Origin of the sequence: Lentzea sp. NPDC006480 (assembly GCF_040611995.1) — a bacterium.
Classification (GTDB): Bacteria; Actinomycetota; Actinomycetes; order Mycobacteriales; family Pseudonocardiaceae; genus Lentzea.
In genome coordinates this window covers 126,605-149,489 of sequence record NZ_JBEXPJ010000002.1, presented here as the reverse complement: position 1 = coordinate 149,489, position 22,885 = coordinate 126,605, and the positions used below count along the sequence as shown (strand labels likewise).

General features: G+C 68.0%; 26 protein-coding genes and 1 tRNA gene. 16 read left to right on the top strand and 11 right to left on the bottom strand.

All coding sequences use genetic code 11. The annotated features are described in order from the left end of the window. The first annotated feature begins 18 nt into the window (after window positions 1-18). The gene (locus ABZX92_RS02050) at window positions 19-843 is read left to right on the top strand and encodes a DUF72 domain-containing protein (protein WP_355552621.1); all 825 of its coding nucleotides are present in this window, start codon (window positions 19-21) and stop codon (window positions 841-843) included. Between the two features lie 18 nt (window positions 844-861). On the opposite strand, the gene ABZX92_RS02045 is transcribed toward ABZX92_RS02050, so the two are convergent. Further along, a complete protein-coding gene (locus ABZX92_RS02045) occupies window positions 862-1,701 on the bottom strand; it encodes a LysR family transcriptional regulator (RefSeq protein ID WP_355552580.1) in 840 nt (279 codons plus the stop codon). A gap of 70 nt (window positions 1,702-1,771) precedes the next feature. Between ABZX92_RS02045 and ABZX92_RS02040 the strand changes: the two genes are divergently transcribed. From ABZX92_RS02040 to ABZX92_RS02030, 3 genes are all read left to right on the top strand, one after another. After that, window positions 1,772-3,097, top strand: a complete 1,326-nt coding sequence (locus ABZX92_RS02040; RefSeq protein WP_355552577.1) for an FAD-binding oxidoreductase — start codon at window positions 1,772-1,774, stop codon at window positions 3,095-3,097. Window positions 3,098-3,212: 115 nt separating this feature from the next. Then, window positions 3,213-3,773 (top strand): Uma2 family endonuclease, encoded by a 561-nt coding sequence (locus ABZX92_RS02035; protein ID WP_355552618.1) that lies wholly within the window; start codon window positions 3,213-3,215, stop codon window positions 3,771-3,773. A gap of 142 nt (window positions 3,774-3,915) precedes the next feature. After that, a tRNA-Asp gene (locus tag ABZX92_RS02030) sits at window positions 3,916-3,989 on the top strand. 11 nt (window positions 3,990-4,000) lie between these two features. Here the strand turns inward: ABZX92_RS02030 and ABZX92_RS02025 are convergent. After that, window positions 4,001-4,606 carry a dihydrofolate reductase family protein gene (locus tag ABZX92_RS02025; RefSeq protein ID WP_355552574.1) on the bottom strand — a complete coding sequence of 202 codons (606 nt, stop codon included), beginning with the start codon at window positions 4,604-4,606 and terminating at the stop codon, window positions 4,001-4,003. Window positions 4,607-4,681: 75 nt separating this feature from the next. On the opposite strand from ABZX92_RS02025, the gene ABZX92_RS02020 reads away from it, so the two are divergent. Both ABZX92_RS02020 and ABZX92_RS02015 read left to right on the top strand, forming a co-directional pair. Then, complete coding sequence (locus ABZX92_RS02020) at window positions 4,682-5,545, top strand: LysR family transcriptional regulator (RefSeq protein WP_355552572.1); 864 nt, start codon at window positions 4,682-4,684, stop codon at window positions 5,543-5,545. A 38-nt stretch (window positions 5,546-5,583) separates the two neighbouring features. Then, entirely contained in the window at window positions 5,584-6,195 is a 612-nt protein-coding gene (locus ABZX92_RS02015) for a class I SAM-dependent methyltransferase (protein ID WP_355552569.1), read from the top strand. Here ABZX92_RS02015 and ABZX92_RS02010 read toward each other — a convergent pair. From ABZX92_RS02010 to ABZX92_RS01995, 4 genes are all read right to left on the bottom strand, one after another. Beyond that, complete coding sequence (locus ABZX92_RS02010) at window positions 6,189-7,772, bottom strand: peptide-N4-asparagine amidase (RefSeq protein WP_355552566.1); 1,584 nt, start codon at window positions 7,770-7,772, stop codon at window positions 6,189-6,191. The genes ABZX92_RS02015 and ABZX92_RS02010 overlap by 7 nt on opposite strands. 108 nt (window positions 7,773-7,880) lie before the next feature. Continuing rightward, window positions 7,881-8,108, bottom strand: coding sequence for a hypothetical protein (locus tag ABZX92_RS02005; RefSeq protein ID WP_355552564.1), 228 nt, complete (start codon window positions 8,106-8,108; stop codon window positions 7,881-7,883). A gap of 73 nt (window positions 8,109-8,181) precedes the next feature. Beyond that, window positions 8,182-8,613 carry an HD domain-containing protein gene (locus ABZX92_RS02000; RefSeq protein ID WP_355552561.1) on the bottom strand — a complete coding sequence of 144 codons (432 nt, stop codon included), beginning with the start codon at window positions 8,611-8,613 and terminating at the stop codon, window positions 8,182-8,184. 10 nt (window positions 8,614-8,623) lie between these two features. Then, window positions 8,624-9,763, bottom strand: coding sequence for an SGNH/GDSL hydrolase family protein (locus ABZX92_RS01995; protein WP_355552558.1), 1,140 nt, complete (start codon window positions 9,761-9,763; stop codon window positions 8,624-8,626). Between the two features lie 139 nt (window positions 9,764-9,902). Between ABZX92_RS01995 and ABZX92_RS01990 the strand changes: the two genes are divergently transcribed. Continuing rightward, complete coding sequence (locus ABZX92_RS01990) at window positions 9,903-11,363, top strand: glycosyl hydrolase family 18 protein (RefSeq protein WP_355552555.1); 1,461 nt, start codon at window positions 9,903-9,905, stop codon at window positions 11,361-11,363. Here ABZX92_RS01990 and ABZX92_RS01985 read toward each other — a convergent pair. Beyond that, on the bottom strand, window positions 11,360-12,034 hold the full coding sequence (locus tag ABZX92_RS01985) for a hypothetical protein (RefSeq protein ID WP_355552552.1): 675 nt from the start codon (window positions 12,032-12,034) through the stop codon (window positions 11,360-11,362). The genes ABZX92_RS01990 and ABZX92_RS01985 overlap by 4 nt on opposite strands. Before the next feature lie 140 nt (window positions 12,035-12,174). Here ABZX92_RS01985 and ABZX92_RS01980 point away from each other — a divergent pair, with 140 nt between their 5' ends. The 3 genes from ABZX92_RS01980 to ABZX92_RS01970 are packed head-to-tail and all read left to right on the top strand — an operon-like array spanning window position 12,175 to window position 16,284. Then, window positions 12,175-13,221 carry a nitronate monooxygenase gene (locus ABZX92_RS01980; RefSeq protein ID WP_355552549.1) on the top strand — a complete coding sequence of 349 codons (1,047 nt, stop codon included), beginning with the start codon at window positions 12,175-12,177 and terminating at the stop codon, window positions 13,219-13,221. A gap of 10 nt (window positions 13,222-13,231) precedes the next feature. Continuing rightward, window positions 13,232-14,755: a DUF885 domain-containing protein gene (locus ABZX92_RS01975; RefSeq protein ID WP_355552546.1), complete on the top strand. Its 1,524-nt coding sequence runs from the start codon at window positions 13,232-13,234 to the stop codon at window positions 14,753-14,755. Further along, window positions 14,755-16,284 carry a DUF885 domain-containing protein gene (locus ABZX92_RS01970; RefSeq protein ID WP_355552543.1) on the top strand — a complete coding sequence of 510 codons (1,530 nt, stop codon included), beginning with the start codon at window positions 14,755-14,757 and terminating at the stop codon, window positions 16,282-16,284. Before ABZX92_RS01975 ends, ABZX92_RS01970 begins: the two co-directional genes overlap by 1 nt. Here the strand turns inward: ABZX92_RS01970 and ABZX92_RS01965 are convergent. Then, the gene (locus ABZX92_RS01965) at window positions 16,256-17,677 is read right to left on the bottom strand and encodes an amino acid permease (protein ID WP_355552541.1); all 1,422 of its coding nucleotides are present in this window, start codon (window positions 17,675-17,677) and stop codon (window positions 16,256-16,258) included. The genes ABZX92_RS01970 and ABZX92_RS01965 overlap by 29 nt on opposite strands. Window positions 17,678-17,803: 126 nt before the next feature. Further along, window positions 17,804-18,772: a zinc-binding dehydrogenase gene (locus tag ABZX92_RS01960; RefSeq protein ID WP_355552538.1), complete on the bottom strand. Its 969-nt coding sequence runs from the start codon at window positions 18,770-18,772 to the stop codon at window positions 17,804-17,806. Between the two features lie 70 nt (window positions 18,773-18,842). Between ABZX92_RS01960 and ABZX92_RS01955 the strand changes: the two genes are divergently transcribed. The 4 genes from ABZX92_RS01955 to ABZX92_RS01940 are packed head-to-tail and all read left to right on the top strand — an operon-like array spanning window position 18,843 to window position 20,266. Then, a complete protein-coding gene (locus tag ABZX92_RS01955; protein WP_355552535.1) occupies window positions 18,843-19,058 on the top strand; it encodes a hypothetical protein in 216 nt (71 codons plus the stop codon). Further along, window positions 19,055-19,504, top strand: a complete 450-nt coding sequence (locus tag ABZX92_RS01950; RefSeq protein WP_355552532.1) for a ribonuclease domain-containing protein — start codon at window positions 19,055-19,057, stop codon at window positions 19,502-19,504. The genes ABZX92_RS01955 and ABZX92_RS01950 overlap by 4 nt, the downstream gene beginning before the upstream one ends. Further along, window positions 19,501-19,764, top strand: a complete 264-nt coding sequence (locus ABZX92_RS01945; RefSeq protein ID WP_355552529.1) for a barstar family protein — start codon at window positions 19,501-19,503, stop codon at window positions 19,762-19,764. The genes ABZX92_RS01950 and ABZX92_RS01945 overlap by 4 nt, the downstream gene beginning before the upstream one ends. Window positions 19,765-19,807: 43 nt before the next feature. Continuing rightward, window positions 19,808-20,266, top strand: coding sequence for a hypothetical protein (locus ABZX92_RS01940; protein WP_355552526.1), 459 nt, complete (start codon window positions 19,808-19,810; stop codon window positions 20,264-20,266). Here the strand turns inward: ABZX92_RS01940 and ABZX92_RS01935 are convergent. After that, complete coding sequence (locus ABZX92_RS01935; protein WP_355552523.1) at window positions 20,263-21,036, bottom strand: enoyl-CoA hydratase-related protein; 774 nt, start codon at window positions 21,034-21,036, stop codon at window positions 20,263-20,265. The two genes, ABZX92_RS01940 and ABZX92_RS01935, sit on opposite strands and share 4 nt — an antisense overlap. Window positions 21,037-21,098: 62 nt before the next feature. On the opposite strand from ABZX92_RS01935, the gene ABZX92_RS01930 reads away from it, so the two are divergent. Both ABZX92_RS01930 and ABZX92_RS01925 read left to right on the top strand, forming a co-directional pair. Next, window positions 21,099-21,716 (top strand): DJ-1/PfpI family protein, encoded by a 618-nt coding sequence (locus tag ABZX92_RS01930; RefSeq protein ID WP_355552520.1) that lies wholly within the window; start codon window positions 21,099-21,101, stop codon window positions 21,714-21,716. Beyond that, on the top strand, window positions 21,703-22,134 hold the full coding sequence (locus ABZX92_RS01925) for a MarR family transcriptional regulator (protein WP_355552517.1): 432 nt from the start codon (window positions 21,703-21,705) through the stop codon (window positions 22,132-22,134). Before ABZX92_RS01930 ends, ABZX92_RS01925 begins: the two co-directional genes overlap by 14 nt. 28 nt (window positions 22,135-22,162) lie before the next feature. On the opposite strand, the gene ABZX92_RS01920 is transcribed toward ABZX92_RS01925, so the two are convergent. Beyond that, window positions 22,163-22,777: a cyclase gene (locus tag ABZX92_RS01920; protein WP_355552514.1), complete on the bottom strand. Its 615-nt coding sequence runs from the start codon at window positions 22,775-22,777 to the stop codon at window positions 22,163-22,165. Window positions 22,778-22,885 lie beyond the last annotated feature (108 nt).

The following is a 22,885-nucleotide window of genomic DNA, read 5'->3' as shown; positions in this document are numbered from 1 at the left end:
CTTCATGTCGGCTGCGCGATGTGGAACCACAAGGCGTGGCTCGGGCGGTTCCTGCCGCAGTCGCAACCCGCGGGGGAGCGACTGCGGGCCTACGCCGGCTGGTGCAACGCCGTCGAGGGCAACACCACGTTCTACGCGACGCCCGCCCGCAAGACCGTGGAGACCTGGGCTCGGCTGACCGGCTCCGACTTCCGGTTCGTGGTCAAGCTGCCCAAGGTCGTCACGCACGAGCAGCGGCTGACCGGCGTCGAGGTTGCGATGCGGGCGTTCCTGGACGCGATCGAACCACTTGGTGAACGTGCGGTCCTGTGGACCCAGTTGCCCGGCTCGTTCGGCCCGTCAGACGTCGATGCCCTGGGCCGATTCCTGCGCAGGCTGCCCGTCGGCCTCCGGCGTGCCGTGGAGGTGCGTCACCCCGGGTTCTTCACCGACGCCGGCGCGACGTCGCTGCTGGAGGGGGCGCTCGCCGGCGCGGACGCCGAGTGGGTGCCGTTCGACACCACGGTCTTCTTCCAGAGTCCGCCGACCAGCGAGGCCGAGTTGGAGGCGTGGGAGCGGAAACCGCGGTTGCCGCGGCGGACGCGGGCGCTGACCGACCAGCCGATCGTCCGCTACCTGGGCCGGGACTCGGTCGAGGAGACCGTCGAGGGGTGGCGGCCGTGGACCGAGGTGGTCGCGGACTGGCTGCGGGAGGGCAGGTCGCCGACGGTGTTCCTGCACACCCCCGACAACGACGACGCGCCCGCGCTCGCCCGCCGGTTCCACGACGAGGTGCGAGCGCTGGTGCCCGGCCTCGACGCACTGCCCGAGCCCGAGCCGGTCGAGCCCGCGACCCTGTTCTGAGCGAAGAGCAAGAAGTAGTCACGGCCGGGTCGCCGCGGCTAGTGCGGCGACCCGTGCTGTGCGACCGCCGGTGCGCCAGCACAGCACCCAGCGCACGAGTGGTGAGCCCTCTGCGAAGGGCACCATCGCGAGTGTGGGGCGGGCGAAGTAGTCGGCGGCATGCGCGGCCAGCGGGCACACGCCCTCGTTGACGGCGATGCGCGCCATGAGGTCCAAAAGCGTTGCGGGAACAGGTGGTTCGGGGTCGCGGCGGTAGGGCGCGGCTCGTCTTCCAGCCCGGAACACCACCTCGCCGTCGAGATCGTCGAGCGTCACCGTTCCGTGGGTGGCCAGCCGGTGTTGTTTGGCCACGGCGAGCACGACGGGTTCCGCGTACAGGACCGGGCCTTCCTCGAACCCTGGTTCGTCGACGGGTGCGTTGGTGACGGCGACGTCGACCTCGCCGGAGCGCAGCAGGTCGAGCGGGTCGCTGAACCCGGTCTCGCGGAAGGCGATCTCGACGCCGGGGTTGTTCTGCCGGAACCGGGCGAATGTCGCGGCGGCGAGCTCGGCGACCGCGGGTGCTTCCAGGCCGACCGTGAGCACGCCGGTGATGCCTTTGCCGGCCGCGATGGCGTTCGCGATCCCGCGTTCGATGCGGTCGTGGCCCACGCGGACGTCGGCGTACAGGGCGGCGCCGACCGGGGTGAGCGCGACCCGGCGGCTGGTGCGTTCGAACAGGGCCACACCGAACCGCCGTTCCAGCCGGGCGATCGTCTGGCTCACGCGCGCCTGCGACACCAGCAGCCGCTGCGCCGTGCGACCGAAGTGCAGTTCCTCCGCGAGCGTCAAGAAGATCTCGATATCCCGCCGTTCCATAAGCTCCAGGTTATCAGTCGATGCTCGATAATGGATTGTTCTCGCAGTTCAGCGCCGACATGATTGCTTCATGACCGATTACCTCACCAAGACCGATGCCGGCTACGACACCGAGCGTTCCGGCTACAACCTCTCCGTCGAGCACCGGCCCGAGGTCGTCGTTCCGGCAACCTCCGTCGACGACGTCATCGACGCCGTCCGCTACGCCGCAGAGCACGGCCTGGGTGTCGCCGTGCAGGCCACCGGGCACGGCCCGTCCCGCAGCGCCGACGGCCAGGTCCTGATCACCACCTCGCGGCTCGACGGCATCACCATCGATCCCGAGGCCCGCACCGCCCGGATCGAGGCCGGCGTGCGCGGCGGGGCGCTGGTGCGCGCCGCATTTGAACACGGGCTGGCGCCGCTGAACGGTTCCTCGCCCGAGGTCGGCGCGGTCTCCTACCACCTCGGCGGCGGGCTCGGGATCCTCGGCCGCGGTCTCGGCTGGGCGGTCGACCACGTGCGCGCCATCGAGATCGTCACCGCCGACGCCTCGCTGCGCCGGGTGACCGCGACCTCGGACCCGGACCTGTTCTGGGCGTTGCGCGGCGGTGGCAAAGGCATTTTCGGCGTCGTCACCGCTCTGGAGATCGATCTGCACCCGATCACCCGGCTCTACGGCGGCGGCATGCACTTCGCGGCCGACACCGCGGCACTTGCCCTTCGTACTTGGGCGGAGTGGACCCGCACCGTCCCCGAGACGATGAGCTCGTCGGTGCTGCTGATCCGGATGCCCGACCTTCCGTTCCTGCCCGACCACCTGCGCGGCCGCTACGTGCTGCACCTGCGGTTCGCCTACACCGGGTCCGCCGAAGAGGGGAAGCTGCTCGTCGAGCCGTTCCGCGAGCTCGGACCGGTTTCCGACACCGTCGCCGAGATGCCTTACAGCTCAGTCGGCACCATCCACGCCGAACCGACCACGCCGGTGGCGTTCTACGCCCGCAACACCATGCTGGAATCGCTGGATGTTGCTGCCGTTGCGGAACTGCTGCGCCACGCCGGCCCTGCTGCGGACGCTCCTTACCTCGTCGAGCTCCGTCACACCGGCGGCGCACTCGGTCGGCCTGGTGCGGTTCCCAGTGCTTTGGGTCGGCGCGACGGGCAGTACGTCCTCTACGCCGGAGCTGCCGCATCGCCTGAGCAGGTTCCGGCACTGCAGGCCGCGTTCGACCGGCTGTTCACCGGGATGAGGCCCTGGTCGACCGGCGGCGTGTGCGTGAACTTCCTGTCCGGGCCGGACATCACCGCCGCCGAGCTCGCCACCGGGTACCTGCCCGGCGACTTCGATCGGCTCACCGCGATCAAGAAGGCCGTTGACCCGCAGGACATGTTCCGCACGCACCACGGCCGGGCATGACCAGGTGTTCGGTGGCGTCACACGATCGGGTGGCGCCACCGGCGAGGTCCAGATTTGGGTCAAAACTGTCGGGGGTCTCTGGGACGGTTGGCAGGAGCACCGAGAGGAGGGGACCATGTCGGTCATGGCGATTGGCGTAAATGGACGTCCCTACACGGTCGAAGACCTGGAGGGCATGCCTGATGACGGACGCCGATACGAACTCATCGACGGGATGCTTCTGGTGAGCCCCGCGCCGGGCCTCCGGCACCAGAAGATCGTTGCGATGCTGCTGGTCAAGCTGGATCCCTCGTGCCCAGCTGACTTGCACGTGTTGCCGGCACCATTCGCGGTGAGGCAGTCGAAGAGCACGGAACTGCAGCCGGACGTCCTGGTCTGCAGGGACAGCGATCTCACGGACAAGCTGTTGCCGGTCGCGCCGCTGCTCGCGGTCGAGATTCTGTCGCCCAGCACCGCGCTCATCGACCTCAACACCAAGAAAGCGGTCTACGAGCGGCTCGGCGTACCGACTTACTGGATCATCGATCCGGAGGTGCCGACGCTGACCGTGTACGAGTTCGGTGCGGACGGCCTGTACGAGCAGACGGCCGTGGTCAAGGCGGATGAGGTGTTCGAGGCGACGGCGCCGTTCCCGGTGAAGTTCTCGCCCGCCGAGTTGCTGGGCACTCTGAAGTAACTTCGCGCCTGGCCGGTGACTTCGGCGCAGCATCGCGGTCGTATGACGAGACGGCACCAAAGCTCTCGGACACCTCATGAGGGTCCGGAGTCGGCCGCAAGCTGGTCCGCGATCTGCTCTCAGCTCCGGCACTTTTCCTGATGCTCACGTGGCCCAGCGGCAAGGGCACCGCATTGTCGATGCGGCGATTCGCGGGTTCGAGTCCCGTCATGAGCGCAATTGATCGACTATTTGTCGACGCGGTAGGTGAGGTGCGTGAAGCCGTTGCCCGCCCGAGTCTCCACCAGCTGCAGGTTCAGCGCCGGCACGCCGTCGAACAACCGAGTGCCGGCGCCGAGGGTGATCGGCACGATGCGCAGCCGCAGTTCGTCGATCACGCCCTTCGCGAGGTACTGGTTGATGGTCGTGGCGCCGCCGTGGATCGAGATGTTGCCGTCGCCGGCCGCCTCGCGCGCGAGCTTGAACGCGGCGTCGATGCCGTCGGTGACGAAGTGGAACGTGGTGCCGCCGTCCATCGGCTGCGGCTCGCGCGGGTGGTGGGTGAGCACGTAGACCGGAGCGTGGTACGGCGGATTGTCGCCCCACCAGCCGTTCCAGTCGCGGTCCCAGTCGCCGCGGATCGGGCCGAACATGTTGCGGCCCATGATGAACGCCTTGGTCTCGGCCAGCTTGTCCAGCTGCAGCTGCATTTCCGCGGGGTCTTCCATCCAGGCGTGGAGCTTGCTGCCCCAGCCGTCGCCGCCGTCGTCGCCGAACGGGCGGTCCTCGCTCTGGTGCAGGCCCGCCGAGAAGCCGTCGAGTGAGATCGTCAGGTCGCAGGTCACCTTCGTCATGGGACTCAGCGTGGACCTGTTGACCTATGACGTCCAATGCCAAAACCGCGAGGTTTTCATCGATACCCTTGATGTGTGCTCAGTCTGGTGCACCTCAAGGTCCTTGCCGCGGTCGCTCGGCACGGTTCCGTGACCGAAGCGGCCAAGCAGCTGCACTACTCGCAGCCGTCGGTGAGTCATCATCTGGCGCGGCTGGAGGCGGCGACCGGCGTTCGGCTCGTGCAACGGGCCGGGCGCGGGATTCGGCTGACGCCCGAGGGGCTGCTGCTGGCCGGGCGGGCCGCGGAGATCGTGGGGCGGGTCGACGCGGCTGCCACCGAGCTGGCCGCGCGGGTCGGGCTGCAGGCCGGGCGGGTTCGGTTGGCGGCCAACGCTTCCGCGCTCGCGACGATCGTGCCTCGCGCGGCCGCGGCGCTAGCGGAGGCGCATCCGGGGCTGGAGCTCTCGTTGTTCGACGAGCACCCCGTCGAGGCGTTGCGGATGCTGCGGCACGGGGAGATCGACGTCGCGCTGGTGTTCCGGTTCGCCGGCGCGCCGGTCGAGGAGGGGTTCCGGTTCGTGCACGTCGGGGACGATCCGATCAACCTGATCAGTCAGCGCGAGAACGACAGCGTCGCTGCTCATCGTGAGTCCGCCTGGATCGGCGGATGTTCCCGGTGCCGGGTGGAGCTGGACGCGATCTGCGGGTCCTTCGGGTTCACGGCTCGGATTGCCTCGCACAGCGATGACATGGTCGTCGTGCAGGCTTTGGTCGCGGCTGGTGCCGGCGTGGCGTTGCTGCCCGGGCTCGCGTTGCAGGCCCATCGCCGGCCGGACGTCCACGCCACGCAGATTCCCGGCTTCCGGCGGCAGATCCACGCCGTCACCTACGGAGATCCGCCTGATCCACCCGCGGTCGCCGCCGTGATGGCCGTCCTTGGTGCTGTTTCAGCAACGTGAGTTGCCGGTCCGGCATAACTGGGCGCATCTTTGACAGCATGACGACTGCGCAGGAGTTCTGGGAGACCTTCTACTCGGAGCGGGACCAGGTGTGGTCCGGCAAGCCGAACCCGTTGCTGGTCCGGGAAGCCGAGCGGCTCACGCCCGGCAGCGCGCTCGACATCGGGTGTGCCGAGGGTGGCGACGCCGTATGGCTCGCGAAGAAGGGCTGGCGGGTGCTGGGGGTGGACGTGTCGCAGGTGGCGCTGGACCGGGCGGTCAAGCACGCGTACGACGAGGGGGTCGAGTTCGCGGTGGAGCGGCACGACCTCAAGGAGACGTTCCCCGAGGGGCTGTACGACCTGGTCAGCGCGCAGTTCCTGCATTCGCCGGTCGAGGAGGACGGGGAACGCAACAGCATCCTGAAGAAGGCCGCGGCGGCGGTGGCGCCGGGCGGGTACCTGATCATCGGCGGGCACGCGGGGGCGCCGTCGTGGTCGGAGCACCAGGACCACTACTTCCCGACCACCAAAGACGTGCTCGACCACCTCAAGCTGGCGGACAACTGGATCGTCATCACCGATGAGGTGGTCGAGCGGCCCTTCGTCGGGCCGGATGGTCAGCAGGAGTCGCGCAAGGACAACGTGCTGACCATCAAGCGTCTCTACTGAGGAACCACGTAACCGTGCTCGGTCTTCAGTGAGTGCTGGTAGAAGCGGCCGTCCACCGTGCCGCGCCAGCGCTCGCTGGACGAGCCGTCGGCGTAGGAGAGCACGCCGTTGGTCCGGCCGAAGCCGCCCTGCGTGTCGAGGGTGTCGTCACTGAACTTCGCGCCGTCGCCGACCGTCCACAAGCGACGTCCCATGTGGACCTTGGCGTCGATGCGGTAGTTGTTGTCGTTCACGATGTTCTGCGTGACGTCCACGTTGAGCGGGAAGTCGAAGCCGTCGAGCCTGCCCTTCGAGGAGTACGCGCCGGTCACCTTCTGGTCGGTCTTCTGCTTGGTCGCCTTCTCCGCGAGCGAAGTCGTGTTGGAGAACGTCCAAGCACCCGAGGAGTAAACCTGCTGGGTGCCGTGCGACGTCCTGATCACGCCGCTGGTCCGCCATGCCCGCCGCACCTGAGTCTTGATCGTCACGTCCAGGTCCGTGCCGGTCGTGGAAGTCTTGACGTCAGCGGTGGGAACGTCGCTCGAAGTCAGCGCTCCTGTGACTCGCTGCACGTGCGGATCCGTGGTGGCGAACAGGTTTCCGCCCAACGCCCAGTCGTCCACGATCCCGCGCGGCGGCACCAGGTCGATCGTGTGCGCCTTGCCGTCGGTCAGCGTGCCGATGAACGGGCTCAGGTCGATCGTGTACGGCAGCGTGTCGATCGCGTCGATGGCCGAGATCGGGCGCCACAGCATCGGCGCGACACCGCCGGTGTAGATCACCGAGTACGGGGCGACCACGCCGGCGGGCCGTCCGTCGACGCGCACCTCGACCTCGCGATACGTTCCGCCGCCACAAAGTCCGGCGTCCGGGAACCGGGCGGCGAGGTCGCTCGGCACGTTCGACCACCAGAACTCCTCGCAGCCGCCACCCCGCGCGTAGATCTCCGCGGTCAGCTTCGCGGTGTTCGGCGGAACGGTGAGCTGCTTCGTGAAGTTCTTGCCGTCCTTGAGGAACTGCCAGCCGGGCAACGCGGCGTCAGCGGACAGCGGCAGCACCACGTCGGCCTGGCGAGGTGCCGGATACCGAGGGGAAGCCTGGTAGTAGGTGACCGTGACCTCGATGTCGAACGGGCCGGTGTAGGTGTCGTTGACGACGTTGCCGAGATCCACCACGAACGGCTGCGCCTTGGTCAGCAGCGGTGCGAAAGCCGTGATGTCGCGGTCGAAGTGCCACACGATGCCCGACGGGTCCGGCTCCGGCGTCGACGTGCGCAACACTTCCGCGCCGCCGATCCACAACCCGGCGAGCCGGTCGTACTGACGCCCCTTGCTGCGGCCCGTCCAGTCCAGCACGACCTTCGTCCACGGGCCGGCGCACTCCGGTGGCGGCGCGAGCGTGCCCACGAACGGCTGCCCGTACGAGTTCGCGAACGTGTGCCGCATCGCCGTGACGGTGCAGGACTTCGTCGGCGGACGGCTCACCGCGGGGATTGCCTGGAGCGGGTCCTGGTAGTCCGTGACCACCCGGTCGGCCATCGCCGCGGGCACCGGCATGAGCGCGAGCACGGCCAACGCGGTGGCAAGGAGTCGACGCATGGCCGGACGCTATCGCCGTCCTACCTGTAGAGCACTCGTTCACGGTTGCCGGGAAACGCAAAAGGCCACCCTCGGCACCATTGCCGGGGTGGCCCACACGTGAACCGGTCAGGCGGAACGCAGGAGGCGGTCCATCGCTTGACGGTTGATGATCGACCGGAGCTCGGTCGTCTCCTCGCTGGTGTGGCGGGAGAGGATGGCGTCCAGCTCGATGCGGTCGCTCTCGGAGGTGTAGCTGGCCAACTGCCGCTCCAGGCTCTGACGCTGAAGACGAGCGGCACGGCGCGTGGCCAGGCTCGAGCGCAGGGACTTCACGGACAGGTCGTGGCGGGTCATCTTGTCCTTCCAATCTTGGTTACGGTTCGATAATACACCCTGTTCAGACGACCTGTACCGATGAAGAAGTTAGTTAACTCACGAACTCGGTGAGCAACCTCAGCGCGTTCGCGTACTTGGTCTGCAGACGCTCCTGCAGTGCGGCGTCTAGCCGGGCCATGCGGGCAGGGGAGAGGTTGTCGGCGATGTCCGCGCGTTTCACGGTGAGGGCCAACGGGTTCGCGGCCACGCGGCGCAAGTAGACGTCCTGCGGTTCGTCCGGGAGATGCGACAACGCGACGACGGCATCGACCACAGCAGCGGGACATCCACGGGCCGTGAGGTCGTCTGCGGTCACCGAGGTGTCCTCGATGACGTCATGCAGAACGGCGGCCATCTGCGCGTGTTCACCCTCTACGGACGCCATTACCCGCAGCGGGTGGCCGATGTACGGGCGGCCGGACTTGTCGACCTGGCCGTCGTGGGCGGAGGTGGCGAGGGCGATGGCATCAGAAAGGGTGAACACGCGCACCAAGCTAAAGCAGCGAGAGGTCGACCGCCTGGCCCATGGCCTGATAGCCGGCGTCGGTGAGGTGCAGGTGGTCCGTCCTGGCGAACTCCTCGCGCAGGTACGTCGGCTTCGCGGGGTCCCGGACTGCCTTGTCGAAGTCCGCGACACCGTCGAACGCGCCCGACTCGCGGATCCACTTGTTCACCGCGGTACGCACGGCCTCGCGTGCGTCGGTGTAGTTCGCGTAGCCGCCCATCGGTGTGATGGTCGCGCCCAACACACGTACGTGCTTCGAGTGCGCGAGAGAGATGACCTTCTTGTACCCGTCGCGCAGCTCCTCGAACGTCGCGTCGGGCTTGGCCTTGATGTCGTTGATGCCCTCCAGCACGATCAACGTCCGCACACCCGCGCGGTCGAGCACGTCCCGTGGCGTGCGGGAAATGCCGGAAACCCCATACGTGCCATCACGAAGAAGCTGGTTGCCGGAGATGCCGGAGTTGACCACGCCCAACGAAGTCCGCGAAGCCAGAACGTCCGTCCACCGCCGGTTGGCACCGCCCGTGGAACCCGAGCCGTCCGTGATCGAGTCGCCCAGCGCCACCACGGAACCGCGCACCGAGGACGTCACGGCCACCTCGGACAGGTAGTACCAGGACGAGACCTTCTGCGTGAACGCCGTGCCCGCGACGTCACGGGCGTGGTCGCCGGGAGCCACGTAGTTGGAGGACAGCGCACTGCGGTGATAGGTCGCGACGGCCGGCGCGGCGGAAGCCCAGATCGACACGGCCACCGAGGAGTCGGCGACCGTCTTCAGCGCCACCGGGTCTGACAGCACCTCGCCACCGCGCGGCACCACGACGGACTCGCGGCCGTGGAAAGTCACCCGGCGCGGGGTCGAGTCGAGCGCGGCACCGGTTCCAGGAGGAGCCACCGACACCTTGCCCACGGTCAGGTCGCCCGAGCTGAACACGTTCGACAGTCGCACGCGGACGGTCGAGCCGCCCACGGTCAGCCGGACGATGTTTCGGACCGTATAAGAGGTGCCGCTGACATCCGATGACACCGGTGTCTGCATCGCGGATCCCCACGCCGCCACCCAGCCGGGAGAAGCTGAGACCGGTGTCGCAAATCCCAGCAGTAGAGCCAGAACAGCTACTACGCGCATACCACTCCTCAACATCAAGGCGGCACGCACACGATAAATACATCCGATGACCAGCGCAATGCTTGACCCGGGACAGTGGTCTAGTCCATTTTTAGGCGAACTCACAACATGGCCGCCGCATGATGTGTGGAGGTGGACCATGTCCAAGACCAGACGAGCAGCTATAGCGCTGCTGTCCGCGCTTGTCGCCTGTGCCGGTCTGGTGTTGGTGATCAACGGCAGCGCCGTCGCCGCCAACCTCGCGGCCAACAGCGGCTTCGAGGCCGGCAACCTCAGCGGCTGGACCTGCACCGAGGGCACCAGCGCGACCACGAGCACCAAGCGCACCGGCAGCTACGCCCTGCAGGGCGCGCCCGTCGGGCAGAGCAACGCCCAGTGCCAGCAAACCGTGACGGTGCAACCGAACACGGCCTACAAGCTGAGCGCGTGGGTGCAGGGCAGCTACGTCTACCTCGGTGTCACCGGCGGTGTGGAGAAGCAGACCTGGACGCCGGGCACGAGCGGTTTCCAGCAGCTGAGCGTCGACTTCACCACCGGCAGCGCCACCAGCGTCACGATCTACGTGCACGGCTGGTACGGCCAGCCCGCCTACTTCGCGGACGACTTCAACCTCGACGGCCCCGGCACGCCGCCGACGACCACGACGACGACGTCCACCACCACCACCACCACCACGACCACCACCACGACCGGCAACCCGCCGAACACCGGTCTGCCCAAGCACGTCCTGACGGGCTACTGGCAGAACTTCTACAACGGTGCGCGCGCACTCAAGCTGGCTGACGTTCCCACCACCTACGACATCATCGCGGTCTCGTTCGCCGACGCGACGGGCACGCCGGGCCAGGTCGCGTTCAACCTCGACCCCGGCCTGAGCAGCCAGCTCGGCGGCTACACCGACGCGCAGTTCAAGGCCGACGTCAGGACCGTGCAGAACCGCGGCCAGAAGGTGATCATCAGCGTCGGTGGCCAGAACGGCACCATCAGCGTCAGCGACTCCAACTCGGCCAACAACTTCGCGAACAGCGTCAAGTCGCTGATCGCGAACTACGGCTTCAACGGCGTCGACATCGACCTGGAGAACGGCGTCAACGCCACCTACATGGGTCAGGCGCTGCGCAGCATCTACGCCGGTGGCGGCAACGTGATCACGATGGCGCCGCAGACGATCGACATGCAGAACATGGGTGCGGAGTACTTCAAGCTGGCGCTGGGGATCAAGGACATCCTGACGATCGTCAACATGCAGTACTACAACTCCGGCTCGATGCTCGGCTGCGACCAGCAGGTCTACAGCCAGGGCACGGTCAACTTCCTGACCGCGCTCGCGTGCATCCAGCTGCAGTCCGGCCTGCGCGCGGACCAGGTCGGTCTCGGCCTGCCCGCGTCACCCTCCGGAGCCGGTGGCGGGTACCAGTCGCCGTCCAACGTCAACAACGCGCTCAGCTGCCTCGCCCGCGGCACGAACTGCGGGACGTTCAAGCCGAGCACGACCTGGCCGTCCATCCGCGGCGCCATGACGTGGTCGATCAACTGGGACGCGTCGAACAACTGGCAGTTCGCCAACACGGTCGCCCCTCACCTGGACTCCCTGCCCTAGGTGATGGCGTGACCGACCGGCGGTTCGGGGAGGCCGAACAGCCTCCCCACCGCCGGTGCGACCTCCACAGTGGACAGATCGCCGCCGGCGACGAGCAACGGCACCGGTGCCGCCGGACCGGGAACTCTGCTCACCACGGACTTCAGGTGCCGCAACGCCACCGCGCGGTCGGACGCGGGCCCGGTCCAGCGCAGCTGCCTGCCCGCGACCGCGACTTTGCCGCGCAGCAACGAATCCGCGTCGATGTGACGTTGCCAGGACACCGCGGGGCACCCACCGGCGACGACCACCAGCGCCGATCGTGCCCAGCGCCCGGTCGCCCTGAGGTGCCGGACGAGCTTGCCCACCTGTTCGTCCGAGGTGCGCACGGCCAGCGAGCGGACGATGCCCAGCGGTGGGTCGCAGTCGCCGAACTTCACGTGCACGAGCTCGGGATCCTCCGAGTCGATCAGGGCGTGCAGGGTGTGCGACGTGAACGCGTCGGCCGGGTGCTCGGGATCTGGCAGGACCGTGCGGAAACCCAGTTCCCGCACGGACGACAGGAGGTCGGGAACAGCGGCCCCCGGGAAGCGGGTTCCTTCGTCGAGCAGGGTCAGGAGGGTGGGGGTCAGCGCCTCGCTGACGTCTTCGGGTCGCAGTCCGTCGAGGACCACGACGTACACGCGCCGCATCACCCCGACACCTTGGCCTATCAGCGTGGCCGGAAAGTGAACGGCACAGTTCAGGCGGAATTCGTCCAAATGCCGTTGCGTCATCAAGGACACAGCTGCTTCACCGGGCATCCACCGCCCGGTCCAACTAGGTTGTGCTCATGTTCCACACGCTGGCCGTGCCCGTGATCGCCGCGCCCATGGCAGGTGGCGCCTCCACCCCCGAGCTGGTCGCCGCGGTGAGCGACGCAGGTGGGTTCGGGTTCCTGGCGGCCGGCTACATCACCGTCGAGCAGCTCGCGGAGAAGATCACCCAGACGAGCCAGCTCACGAGCAAGCCGTTCGGGGTCAACCTGTTCGTGCCCGGCACCCGGCCGACCGCCGACATCTCGTCCTACGTGGACCGGGTCAAGGCCTGTGCGCAGAAGGTCGGCGCGGTGCCCGGCGACCCGCGCTGGGACGACGACAACTACGCCGCCAAGCTGGAGCTGGTGCTGGCACTGCGGGTGCCGGTCGTCTCGTTCACGTTCGGGCTGCCGGACGCGGACGACGTGCAGCGGCTCAAGGCGACCGGGACGACGATCGTCGTGACCGTCACCACACCGAGCGAGGCACGGCAGGCGCAGCAGATCGGCGCGGACGTCCTGTGCGTGCAGGGCGCCGACGCCGGAGCGCACCGCGGCACGTTCACCGACGACGGCATCTCGCCCGGCGGTGGCGAGCTGTACGGGACGCTGGCGGCGCTGACACTCGTCCGCAACGCCGTCGACCTGCCGGTGATCGCGACCGGCGGGCTGATGAACGGGGCGGACGTGGCCGCGGTGCTGGCGGCGGGGGCGGTCGCGGCGCAGCTCGGCACGGCCTTCCTCGGCTGCCCGGAGGCCGGAACCACCGCGGTGCACCGGGAAGCACTCGTGGAAGGGGCCCGCCGGACCGCGCTGACGCGGGCGTTCACCGGACGGCCCGCCAGAGGGCTGGTCAACCGGTTCCTGATCGAGAACAGTCCGCACGCGCCCGCCGCGTACCCGAACGTGCACCACCTCACCAAGCCGGTGCGCGCGACCGGTGAGCTGGAGGTCATGTCGCTCTGGGCGGGCACCACGTACCCGCTGGCGACCGCGGAACCGGCCGCCGACATCGTGGCAAGGCTCCACGACGAGCTCACGGATGTGGTCAATTCCTTGGCGGAGCGGTTCAAGCGCGGCTAAGAAGGAGAGCGTGACCTCGCTCTCCGATGAGACGTTCCAGGCGATGATGGACTTCTGGCCCACGTTCGCCACGCTGGTGGGCGTGCCCGGCTGGGACGACCGGCTCGAAGACCTCAGCGTCGACGGGCAGCAGTCCCTGCGCGCACGGCTGGAGGACATCCTCGGTCGTGTCGACGAGAGCGACGAGGATCCGGTCACGCGGGACGTGATCAGGCACCAGGCCACCTCGATCATCACCATGATCGACGCCCGGCTGGTCGAGCACACCGTGTCGTCGGGGTTGAACGCGCCGGTCGCGGGGTTGCTCAGGTGGTCGTCGCAGATCGACTTCTCGCAGCGGCTGCACCTCGTTCCCGGGTTCTTGGAGCAGGTCCAGGAGCGGCTGCGGAACACCGACCGCAAGCCGTTGCGCCGGCACATCGCGAGCGGGGCGGCGCACGTCGAACGGTTCCTGGCCTCGCCGAGGCAGGAGTGGGAGGGCGACACGGACCTGCGCCCGAAGTTCGCGGCGTACCGCGAGTTCCTGCTGTCGCTGGACGGGCGCGACGACGAGCACGCCGGGCTGTGCTGGCTGCCGGAGGGTGAGCAGAACTACGCGAAGCTGGTCCGCGACTACACCACCGCCTCGTACACGCCGGCCGAGCTGCACCAGATGGGCCTGGAGCTGATCGCGTCGTTGCGCGAGGAGTACGCGGAGATCGGCTCGCGGGTGTGGGGAGTTTCGGACGTCGCGGAGATCTTCCGGCGGTTGCGCACGGAACTGTTGTGGGACAACGAGGACGAGATGCTCGCGAGTGCGGTGGAAGCCGTCGCGCGGGCGGAAGCCGAGGCGCCGCGGTGGTTCGGCCGGCTGCCCGAGGCGCGCTGCGAGGTCCGGTTCGTGCCGGAGATCGACCGCGCGAACGCCCCGCTCGCGTACTACCTCGACGCCGCGATGGACGGCTCGCGTCCCGGCACGTACTTCCTGAACCCGTTGGGCGCCAGGGAACGCAGCCGCACGCTCGCGGAGGTCGTGGCGTTCCACGAGGCGACTCCCGGCCACCACTTCCAGCTGTCGATCGCGGCCGAGACCGAGCTGTCGAACCTGCGCAAGTTCGCGTTCATCGACTCCTACATCGAGGGCTGGGGCCTCTACACCGAGCGCCTGGCCGACGAGATGGGGCTGTACTCGTCCGACGTGGCCCGGCTGGGCATGCTCGGCCTGGACGCGATGCGGGCCGGGCGGCTCGTCGTCGACACCGGGCTGCACGCGTTCGGGTGGAGCCGCGGCCAGGCCGTCGAGTACCTGCGGACCAACACCACGATGGACGACTCGGAGATCAACAACGAGATCGACCGGTACATCGAGACGCCGGGGCAGGCGCTGGCGTACATGGTGGGGCGGCTGGAGATCCAGCGGGTGCGGGCCGAGGCCGAGACGAAGACGGGCGCGCGGTTCGACGTCCGGGAGTTCCACGACCTGGTGCTGGAGAACGGCGCGGTGCCGCTCTCGACGTTGAACGACCTGGTCACCGACTGGGCGGGGAGGGCCTGATGTCGCTCGCCGACGAGATGTTCGCCGCGGTCGTGGACCACTCGCCGTTCCTGGCCTCGATGTACGGCCTGCCGGGCTGGGAGGACAAGCTTCCTGACCACAGCGAGGAGGGGCAGCAGGCACTGCGGGCGCGGATCGCCGATGTGCTGCGCCGGGTGGAGACGAGTGACGAGGACCCCGTCACGCTCGCCGTGATCAGGCATCAGGGCGAGACGATCATCGCCAGGATCGACGCCAGGCTGGTCGAGCACACCGTCGCGTCGGGCTTGCGGGCGCCGGTGAACGAGCTGCTCATGATGTCGACGCGGATGGACATGTCCCAGCGGCGGGACAAGATCGCGGGGTACGTCGACCAGGTGAGCAAGCGGGTTCGCGAGTCCGACCGCAAGCCGTTGCGCAGGCACCTGCGGGCGGCCGCGACGCGGGTGGAGAGCTTCCTCGCCGGGCCCGTGCAGGAGTGGGAAGGCCCCGCGTCGGCGGAGATCCGCGCGGCGCTCGCCCGGTATCGCGATGTGCTGACGTCGATCGACGGCCGTTCCGACGACCAGCCGGGGATCTGCTGGCTGCCCGAGGGCGAGCAGAACTACGCCAACCTCGTCCGCAACTACACGACCACCTCGTACACCCCCGCCGAGCTGCACCAGCTCGGCCTGGACGTCATCGCGTCGTTGCGCGAGGAGTACGCGGAGATCGGCTCACGGGTGTGGGATGTCTCCGACGTCGCGGAGATCTTCCGCCGGTTGCGCACGGAACTGTTGTGGGACAACGAGGACGAGATGGTCGCGAGCGCGGTCGAGGCGGTCGCGCGGGCCGAGGCCGAGGCGCCGCGGTGGTTCGGCCGCATGCCGAGGAGCGGGTGCCAGGTCCGGTTGGTGGACGAGGCGGAGCGGGAGACGGCGCCGATCGCGTTCTACCAGCCCGCGACGCTGGACGGGTCGCGGCCCGGCACGTACTGGGTGAACCCGTTGGGCGCCACCGAACGCAGCCGCACGCTGTCCGAGGTGACGGCGTTCCACGAGGCCGTTCCCGGCCACCACTACCAGGTGAGCATCGCGGCCGAGACCGAGATGCACGACATGCGCCGGTTCGCGTTCATCGAGGCGTACCTGGAGGGCTGGGGTCTGTACACCGAGCGGCTCGCGGACGAGATGGGGCTCTACTCGTCGGACGAGCAACGCCTCGGCATGCTGGGGCTGGACGGGATGCGGGCCGGGCGGCTGGTGGTCGACACCGGGCTGCACGCGTTCGGGTGGAGCCGGCAGCAGGCCGTCGACTACCTGCGGGAGAACACCGCGATGCCGGAACCCGAGATCCAGTCGGAGATCGACAGGTACATCGAGGTGCCGGGCCAGGCGTTGGCGTACATGGTGGGGCGGCTGGAGATTCAGCGCGTTCGTGCCGAAGCGGCCGCCCGGCTGGGCGACCGCTTCGACGTCCGCGCGTTCCACGACCTGGTGATCGGGCTCGGACCGGTGCCGCTGTCCGTGCTCGATCAGCAGGTCACTGCTTGGACTGCTGCTTCTCCATGACGGAGTTGCGCCGCGAGTAGGTGAAGTAGATGACCATGCCGATCACGAACCAGATCGCGAACCGCGCCCAGGTCTCCGGGTTGAGGAACGTGATCAGCCAGATCGAGAAGATCACCCCGATGATCGGCACGACCGGCATGCCCGGCGTCCTGAACGTGCGCGGCAGGTCGGGCTGCTTGTAGCGCAACACGATCACGGCGACGCAGACCACGACGAACGCCAGCAGGATGCCGATGTTCGTGAGCTCGGCGGCCTCCGCGATCGGCAGGAACCCGGCGATGACCGCCGAGGCGATGCCCAGCACCCAGGTGATGCGCGACGGCACGTGCTTCACCGGGTGGGTCTTCGCGAACCACTTGGGCAGCAGGCCGTCGCGGCTCATCGAGTAGCCGACGCGGGCCGCGCCGAGCAGGAACGTGAAGAGCACCGTCGTGATGCCGAGGATCGCGCCGACGCTGATGATGATGCCCAGCCAGTTGTAGCCGATGTCCGCGAACGCCGTCGCGAACGCGCTCTCGGCGTCGATGTCCTTGTAGTTGACCATGCCGGTGAGCACGAGGCAGGCCAGCACGTACAGGACCATCGAGATCGCCAGCGAGTAGATGATCGCCTTGGGCATGTGGCGCTGGGAGTCCTTCGACTCCTCGGCGGCGGTGGACATCGCGTCATAGCCGAACACCGCGAAGAAGACCGTTGCGGCACCGGTGAAAGCGCCGCTCAGACCGAACGGGAAGAACGGGTTGTAGTTGGCGGTGTTGATGTGGAAGACGCCGACGCCGATCACCAGCAGGACAACCGCGATCTTCAGGTACACCAACGTGGTTTCGAACCTGGCCGCGTTCTTCATGCCGAGGTTGAGGACGTACGCGATCAGCAGGCAGAGGATCACCGCGAACAGGTTGACCTTGTAACTGCCTGGTTCGACGCCTTGGCTTTCGGTGCCCGGCGCGCCCAGCATCCACTGGGGGAGATGGATGTTGAGGAGGCTGAGCAGTTCGGTGAAGTAGCCGGAGATGCCGATCGCGACCACCGCCACGATCGCGGTGTACTCCAGCAGCAGGTCCCAGCCGATGAACCAGCCGACGATCTCACCGAGCACCGCGTAGCCGTAGGTGTAGGCGCTGCCCGCCTTCGGGATCAGGCCCGCGAACTCCGCGTACGAGAACGCCGCCGCCGCGCTCGCGATACCGGCCACGAGGAACGAGATCAGCACGGCCGGGCCGGCCGTCTTGTTCGCGACGGCACCGGCGAGCGAGAAGATGCCCGCGCCGATGATGCCGCCGATGCCGATCGCGGTCAGCTGCCACAGGCCCAGTGTTCTGGTGAGCCCGTCGCCGGAGTCGTCGGCGATCTGGTCGATGGGCTTGCGCCTGAAGACGCCCTGCGTAGTCATGCCGTCATCTCCCTTGATGGTGGGTCCGGCCGAACGGAGTGTGGTGGCCACACTGCCCGCGTCAACTGTCACGCGGTTTGTCCGGACCCACCAATCAGGGAGCCGATTTTTGGCCGATCGGGCTGTTTACGTGCGGGTGAAGACGATCTTGCCCGCGGTCTCGCCGTCGAGCATGGACTTGAGCCCCTGCTCGGCGTCCTCGAACTTCAGCTCCGCGCCGATCTGCGGCTTGAGGCCGTTGAGGGCGCAGAACTGGATGAGGTCGCCCAGCTCCTCGCGGGTGCCCATGGTCGAGCCGACCACGCGCAGCTGCAGGAAGAAGAGCCGCTGCAGCTCGGCCGCGGAGGCGTCACCGGACGTCGCGCCGGAGATCACCACGATGCCGCCGGGCTTCAAGGCCTTCATGGAGTGCGACCAGGTGGCCTTGCCGACGGTCTCGAACACGGCGTCGACTCGTTCGGGCAGGCGCGCGCCCGACTCGAAGACGGCGTGGGCACCGAGAGTGGTGGCCAGCGCGCGCTTCTCCTCGGTGCGGCCGGTGACCCAGACGCGGAAACCGGCGGCACGACCGAGTTGGATCAGCGCGGTCGAGACACCGCCCGAGGCGCCCTGCACGAGCATCGTCTGGCCGGGACGCAGGCCGGACTTCACGAACAGCATCCGGTACGCGGTGAGCCACGCCGTGCCCATGCAAGCGGCTTCGGCGAACGTCAGGTCAGCGGGCTTGGGCAGTGCGTTGCGGGCCGGAACCGTGACGTAGTCGGCGAAGGTGCCCTGGTGCTTCTCGGTGAGCAGCGTGCGCTTCGGGTCGAGCGTCTCCTCACCGGACCAGTTCGGGTCGCCGATGACGGAGTGCAGCACCACCTCGGTGCCGTCGTCGAGGGTGCCGGCGCCGTCGCAGCCCAGGATCATCGGGAACTGCTCGGGCTTGATGCCGACGCCGCGCAACGTCCACAGGTCGTGCATGTTGAGGCTGGCCGCCTTGACCGCGACGCGCACCCACCCGTTCGGGACCTCGGGCTCGGGGCGCTCGCCGACGCGAAGCGAGGCCAGCGGGTTCTCAGGACTGGGTTCTGCTGCGTAAACGGCGAACATGGTTCGCAACATACCGAGCTTCGGCCTGGGCAAATGCCGTGACACCGGTCACGAGGCTAGGCTCGCGGTCGTGGACTGGCTTTGGCAGTGGTGGGACGGCGTCGAGCTGTGGGTCGTGCAGCTGCCCGTGGCCGTGCAGTTCCCCGTCGTGATGATCGTGGTCCTGCCGCTGTGCCTGGGTGTGGCGCGGCTGATCGACCGGGTCGCGGACTGGGGTGCGAAGAACCCGGCGTCGCGTGTTGACGATGCGGCGCCGGAGCCTGAGCCGGAGAAGGTCGCCGCGTGAGTCCTGGTCGCCGCCTGACCGTCGCACTGGTCGGGCTCATCGCGCTGGTCGTGATCGGGTGGTTCGTCAAGGACAACACGTCCGGGCCTGCGCCCGAGGTCACCAAGCCGGTCGTCACGAGTGCCGCGCAGGGTGAGAAGGTGCCCGGCGCGAACTCGGGTCTCGACATCGAGGCGCTGTCCAAGCTGCCGTCCGAGGCCGCGAAGACGTGGAAGCTGATCGAGTCGAAGGGCCCGTTCCCGTACCCGCGCAACGACGGCGTGACGTTCGAGAACCGGGAGAAGCGGCTGCCCGCGCAGAAGTCCGGGTACTACAAGGAGTACACGGTGCCGACGCCCGGTAGTCCCGACCGCGGCGCGCGCCGGCTGATCACCGGTTCGGAAAAGGAAGTCTTCTACACCGGCGACCACTATTCGACGTTCGTCGTCGTGGACGTGAGCAAATGAAACGACACATTCTCGTTTCGGAAAAGGCCGCGGCGATCTCGGCCATCGCGGCGGCCCTGGACTTTCCGTCGTGGTTCGGGCAGAACCTGGACGCGTTGTACGACAGCCTGACCGATCTGTCCTGGTTGCCCGCCGGTGAGTACGTGTTGGTCGTGCCGGTCGATTTGGATCCTTCCGTTTCCGCGGTCCTTCGTGACGCGGTGAAGCGGAACGCTGAATCAGGTGATCACAAACTGCGGGTTGTTCGCACAGAACGGTGATCCGCGCTGCGGATTCGTTGTCCAGAGTGGACAGTGCGATTCCATGGGAACGCAATTCCGTCGCACGGGCTTTTTGCTCGTGCTCGCCGCGGCCGCCGCTGCCTGCGATTCGGGCGAGGACGTGGGTCAGGTGTCCGCCGCCGCGATGAGCGAGGCCGGGCCTAGTTCGGGTGACCCCGGTTGTACGCAGGAGGATCCGTTCACGCCGTTCGACACGATGGACGGCGACAACCCGATCACCATGCAGAACGGCAGGGTGATCGAGCTGCGCGCGTCGAACAGGTCCAAGTGCGCGTGGGGCCGCATCTCCTCCGGGGCGCCCGGCGAGGAGGTGTGGACCGAGCGCAAGGACCCCACGGCGAACGAGCACGAGGGGCCGCTCGGTCACACGAAGATCGACTCCGGTACCGCCAAGTACACGCCGGCGTTCAAGAACGACGGCAAGGTCATGCGCGCGTGCGGGACATCGCAGGGCAAGACCGAGTGCACCGGCTGGTTCTAGTCGGCTGGCACCCAGGACGGCTTGCGCTTCTCCTTGAACGCCGCGATGCCCTCCTGGCCCTCCGGCCCGCCGAAGTGCTGAGCCGACAGTTCGAGCATGTCCGCGAAGACCGCGCCGAGGTTCGTGGACCGTTCCTGCTGCAGCATCTTCTTGGTGGCCGCGAGGGCGTTGGGGGCGCCGAGCGCGAGCATGTCGGTGTAGCGGCGGACTTCGGCGTCGACGCCGTCAACGGGTACCGCGGAGTTGAGCAGGCCGATTTCCTTGGCCCGCTGGGCGTCGAAGGCCTCGCCGGTCAGGAACAGCTCGTGGGCCTGGCGGGGGAGCAGGCGGGGCAGCACGGTCACCGAGATGACGGCCGGCACCACGCCGATCCGGACCTCGCTGAACGCGAACGTGGCCTCGTTGGCCGCGATGGCGATGTCACACGCCGCGACGATGCCGACGCCGCCCGCGCGGGCCGGACCCTTGAGCGCGGCCACGACCGGTTTTGGGCTGGTCCAAAGCTGCTCCAGGATCGCCGGGAACTCGTTGACGCCCTGGTCTCCCGCGCTCGCGCCGGCGGCCTCCTTGAGGTCCATGCCGGAGCAGAACACGGAACCCGTGTGGGTCAGCACGACCGCGCGCACCTGGTCGTCCTTCGCAGCCGCGCTCAGGTGCTCGGTGAGCTCGCGGCGCAGCTGGGACGACAGCGCGTTGCGGTTGTGGGGGGAGTCCAGCGTGATCGTCGCGATGCCACGCTGCACCTCGTAGTGGACCAGCTCGTCTGCCATGTGGCTGACCTTAGCCTTCGGGTTTGTTGACAGCATGCTGTCGTCGATGACAGCATGCTGTCATGACAACGCAGACGGTGTACCTGGCTCTGGTCGACGGTCTTTCGGACTGGGAGTACGGCCACGCGGCCGCCCAGATCAACCTCCAGGTGTTCCAGCGGCAGCCGGGCCGCTACGAGATCAAGACGGTGGCTGTGTCGTTGGACCCGGTGCGCACGATCGGCGGTGTGCGGATGCTGCCGGACGTGACGATCGCGGACGTCGACGTCGAGGGGGCGGCGATGCTGATCCTGATCGGCAGCGACTCGTGGGAGGCGGGCGCGAACGCGGATCTGGGCGGGCTGGCGCGGCGGTTCCGGGAGGCGGGCAAGCCGGTGGCGGCGATCTGCGGCGCGACGATCGGGCTCGCGCGGGAGGGGCTGCTGGACGACGTCAAGCACACGTCGAACTTCCCCGGCGAGCTCGGCGAGTACAGCGGTTCGGGGCTGTACCAGGATGTTCGTGCCATGCGGGACCGCGGCGTGATCACGGCGGGCGGTGCGAGCGCGCTGGAGTGGACGCGCGAGATCCTGCTGGAACTGGAGGCCTACCGGCCGCGGACCGTGGACGCCTGGTACGAGTTGTACCGCGAGGACAACGTGGCTGCGTTCGAGAGGCTGATGGCGAGTGTCCAGGACTGAGGCCGGCGACGTCCTCACCGACGTCGTGATGCGGACTTTCCGTTTGTACAGCGCGTTCATGGACGCGGCCGAAGTGATGACGAAGCCCGTCGGCCTGACCGCGGCGTGGTGGCAGGTGCTCGGTCCGGTGTTGCGCGAGCCGTTGTCCGTGTCAGGCATCGCGCGGGAGATCGGGCTGGCCCGTCAGTCGGTGCAGCGGATCACGGATCTGTTGGTGGACAAGGGTTTGGCGGAGTACCTGCCGAACCCGGCACATGCCCGCGCGAAGCTGGTCCGGCCTACTGCTGATGGTTTTGCTGCTGTGGAACGGTTGCGGGAGGTGCAGCACGAGTGGGCGAACCGCGTCAGTGCGCAGGTCTCGCTGGAAGACCTGCGCACGACGCTCGCCACGATGACCGCTCTGATCGCTAACTCCTGATGCCCGGCAGGGGGTTGGGCATCAGGAGTCAGCCGATGGTGGTGGTCGTCAGGACGGGGCTGGGGTCCGGGTAGCCCTTCGCGGCGGCGTTGACCGGGAAGCCGAAGACGGTGACGACGGCGGTGAAGGTGAGGCCGGGGGCGTCGTAGCTGGTGCCGCCGAGCTTCGTGGTGATGGTGCCGGTGCCGCCGGCCTGCAGGTTGATCGTGACCGTCGGCAGCTCGAAGTCCGCGCCGCCCTTGATCGGACCGGGCACGCTCAGCACGACGTCGTTGCCCTGCAAGGCAACGGTCGGCGTACCACCCAGCCCGGAGCCGCCGGCCAGTGACGCGGACTGGAACTTCGAGTTGCCCGGCACCGGCAGCTTGAGCGCGAGACCCTTGATCTCACGCACCTGCCGCCCACCGGCCTCGGACGGGATCTTGTTGGGCGCGGGGTCGATGGTGACCTTGAGCGTTCCGTTGGGCGCGACGGTCGCCGGGGCTGCGGCGTCAACACCCTGGTCGAGCGTGAAGTCGGACGACTGCCCGGCGGCGCTCGCCCGGAGCTTGTAGGTGATGGTCTGCGGAGCTGCTGACGCGGTGGTGGCCGAGAACATCAGCATCGGTACCAGTAGCAGGGATGCGAATCCGGCTAGTTTCATGGCCTCTCCCCGTTGAGTGGACGAGGGACATCTCCAGCACGCGGCGTAATCACCTGACTACTCATGAGTAGGTTTCACGTCAACAGTTCACACTTCACATCGCCCGAA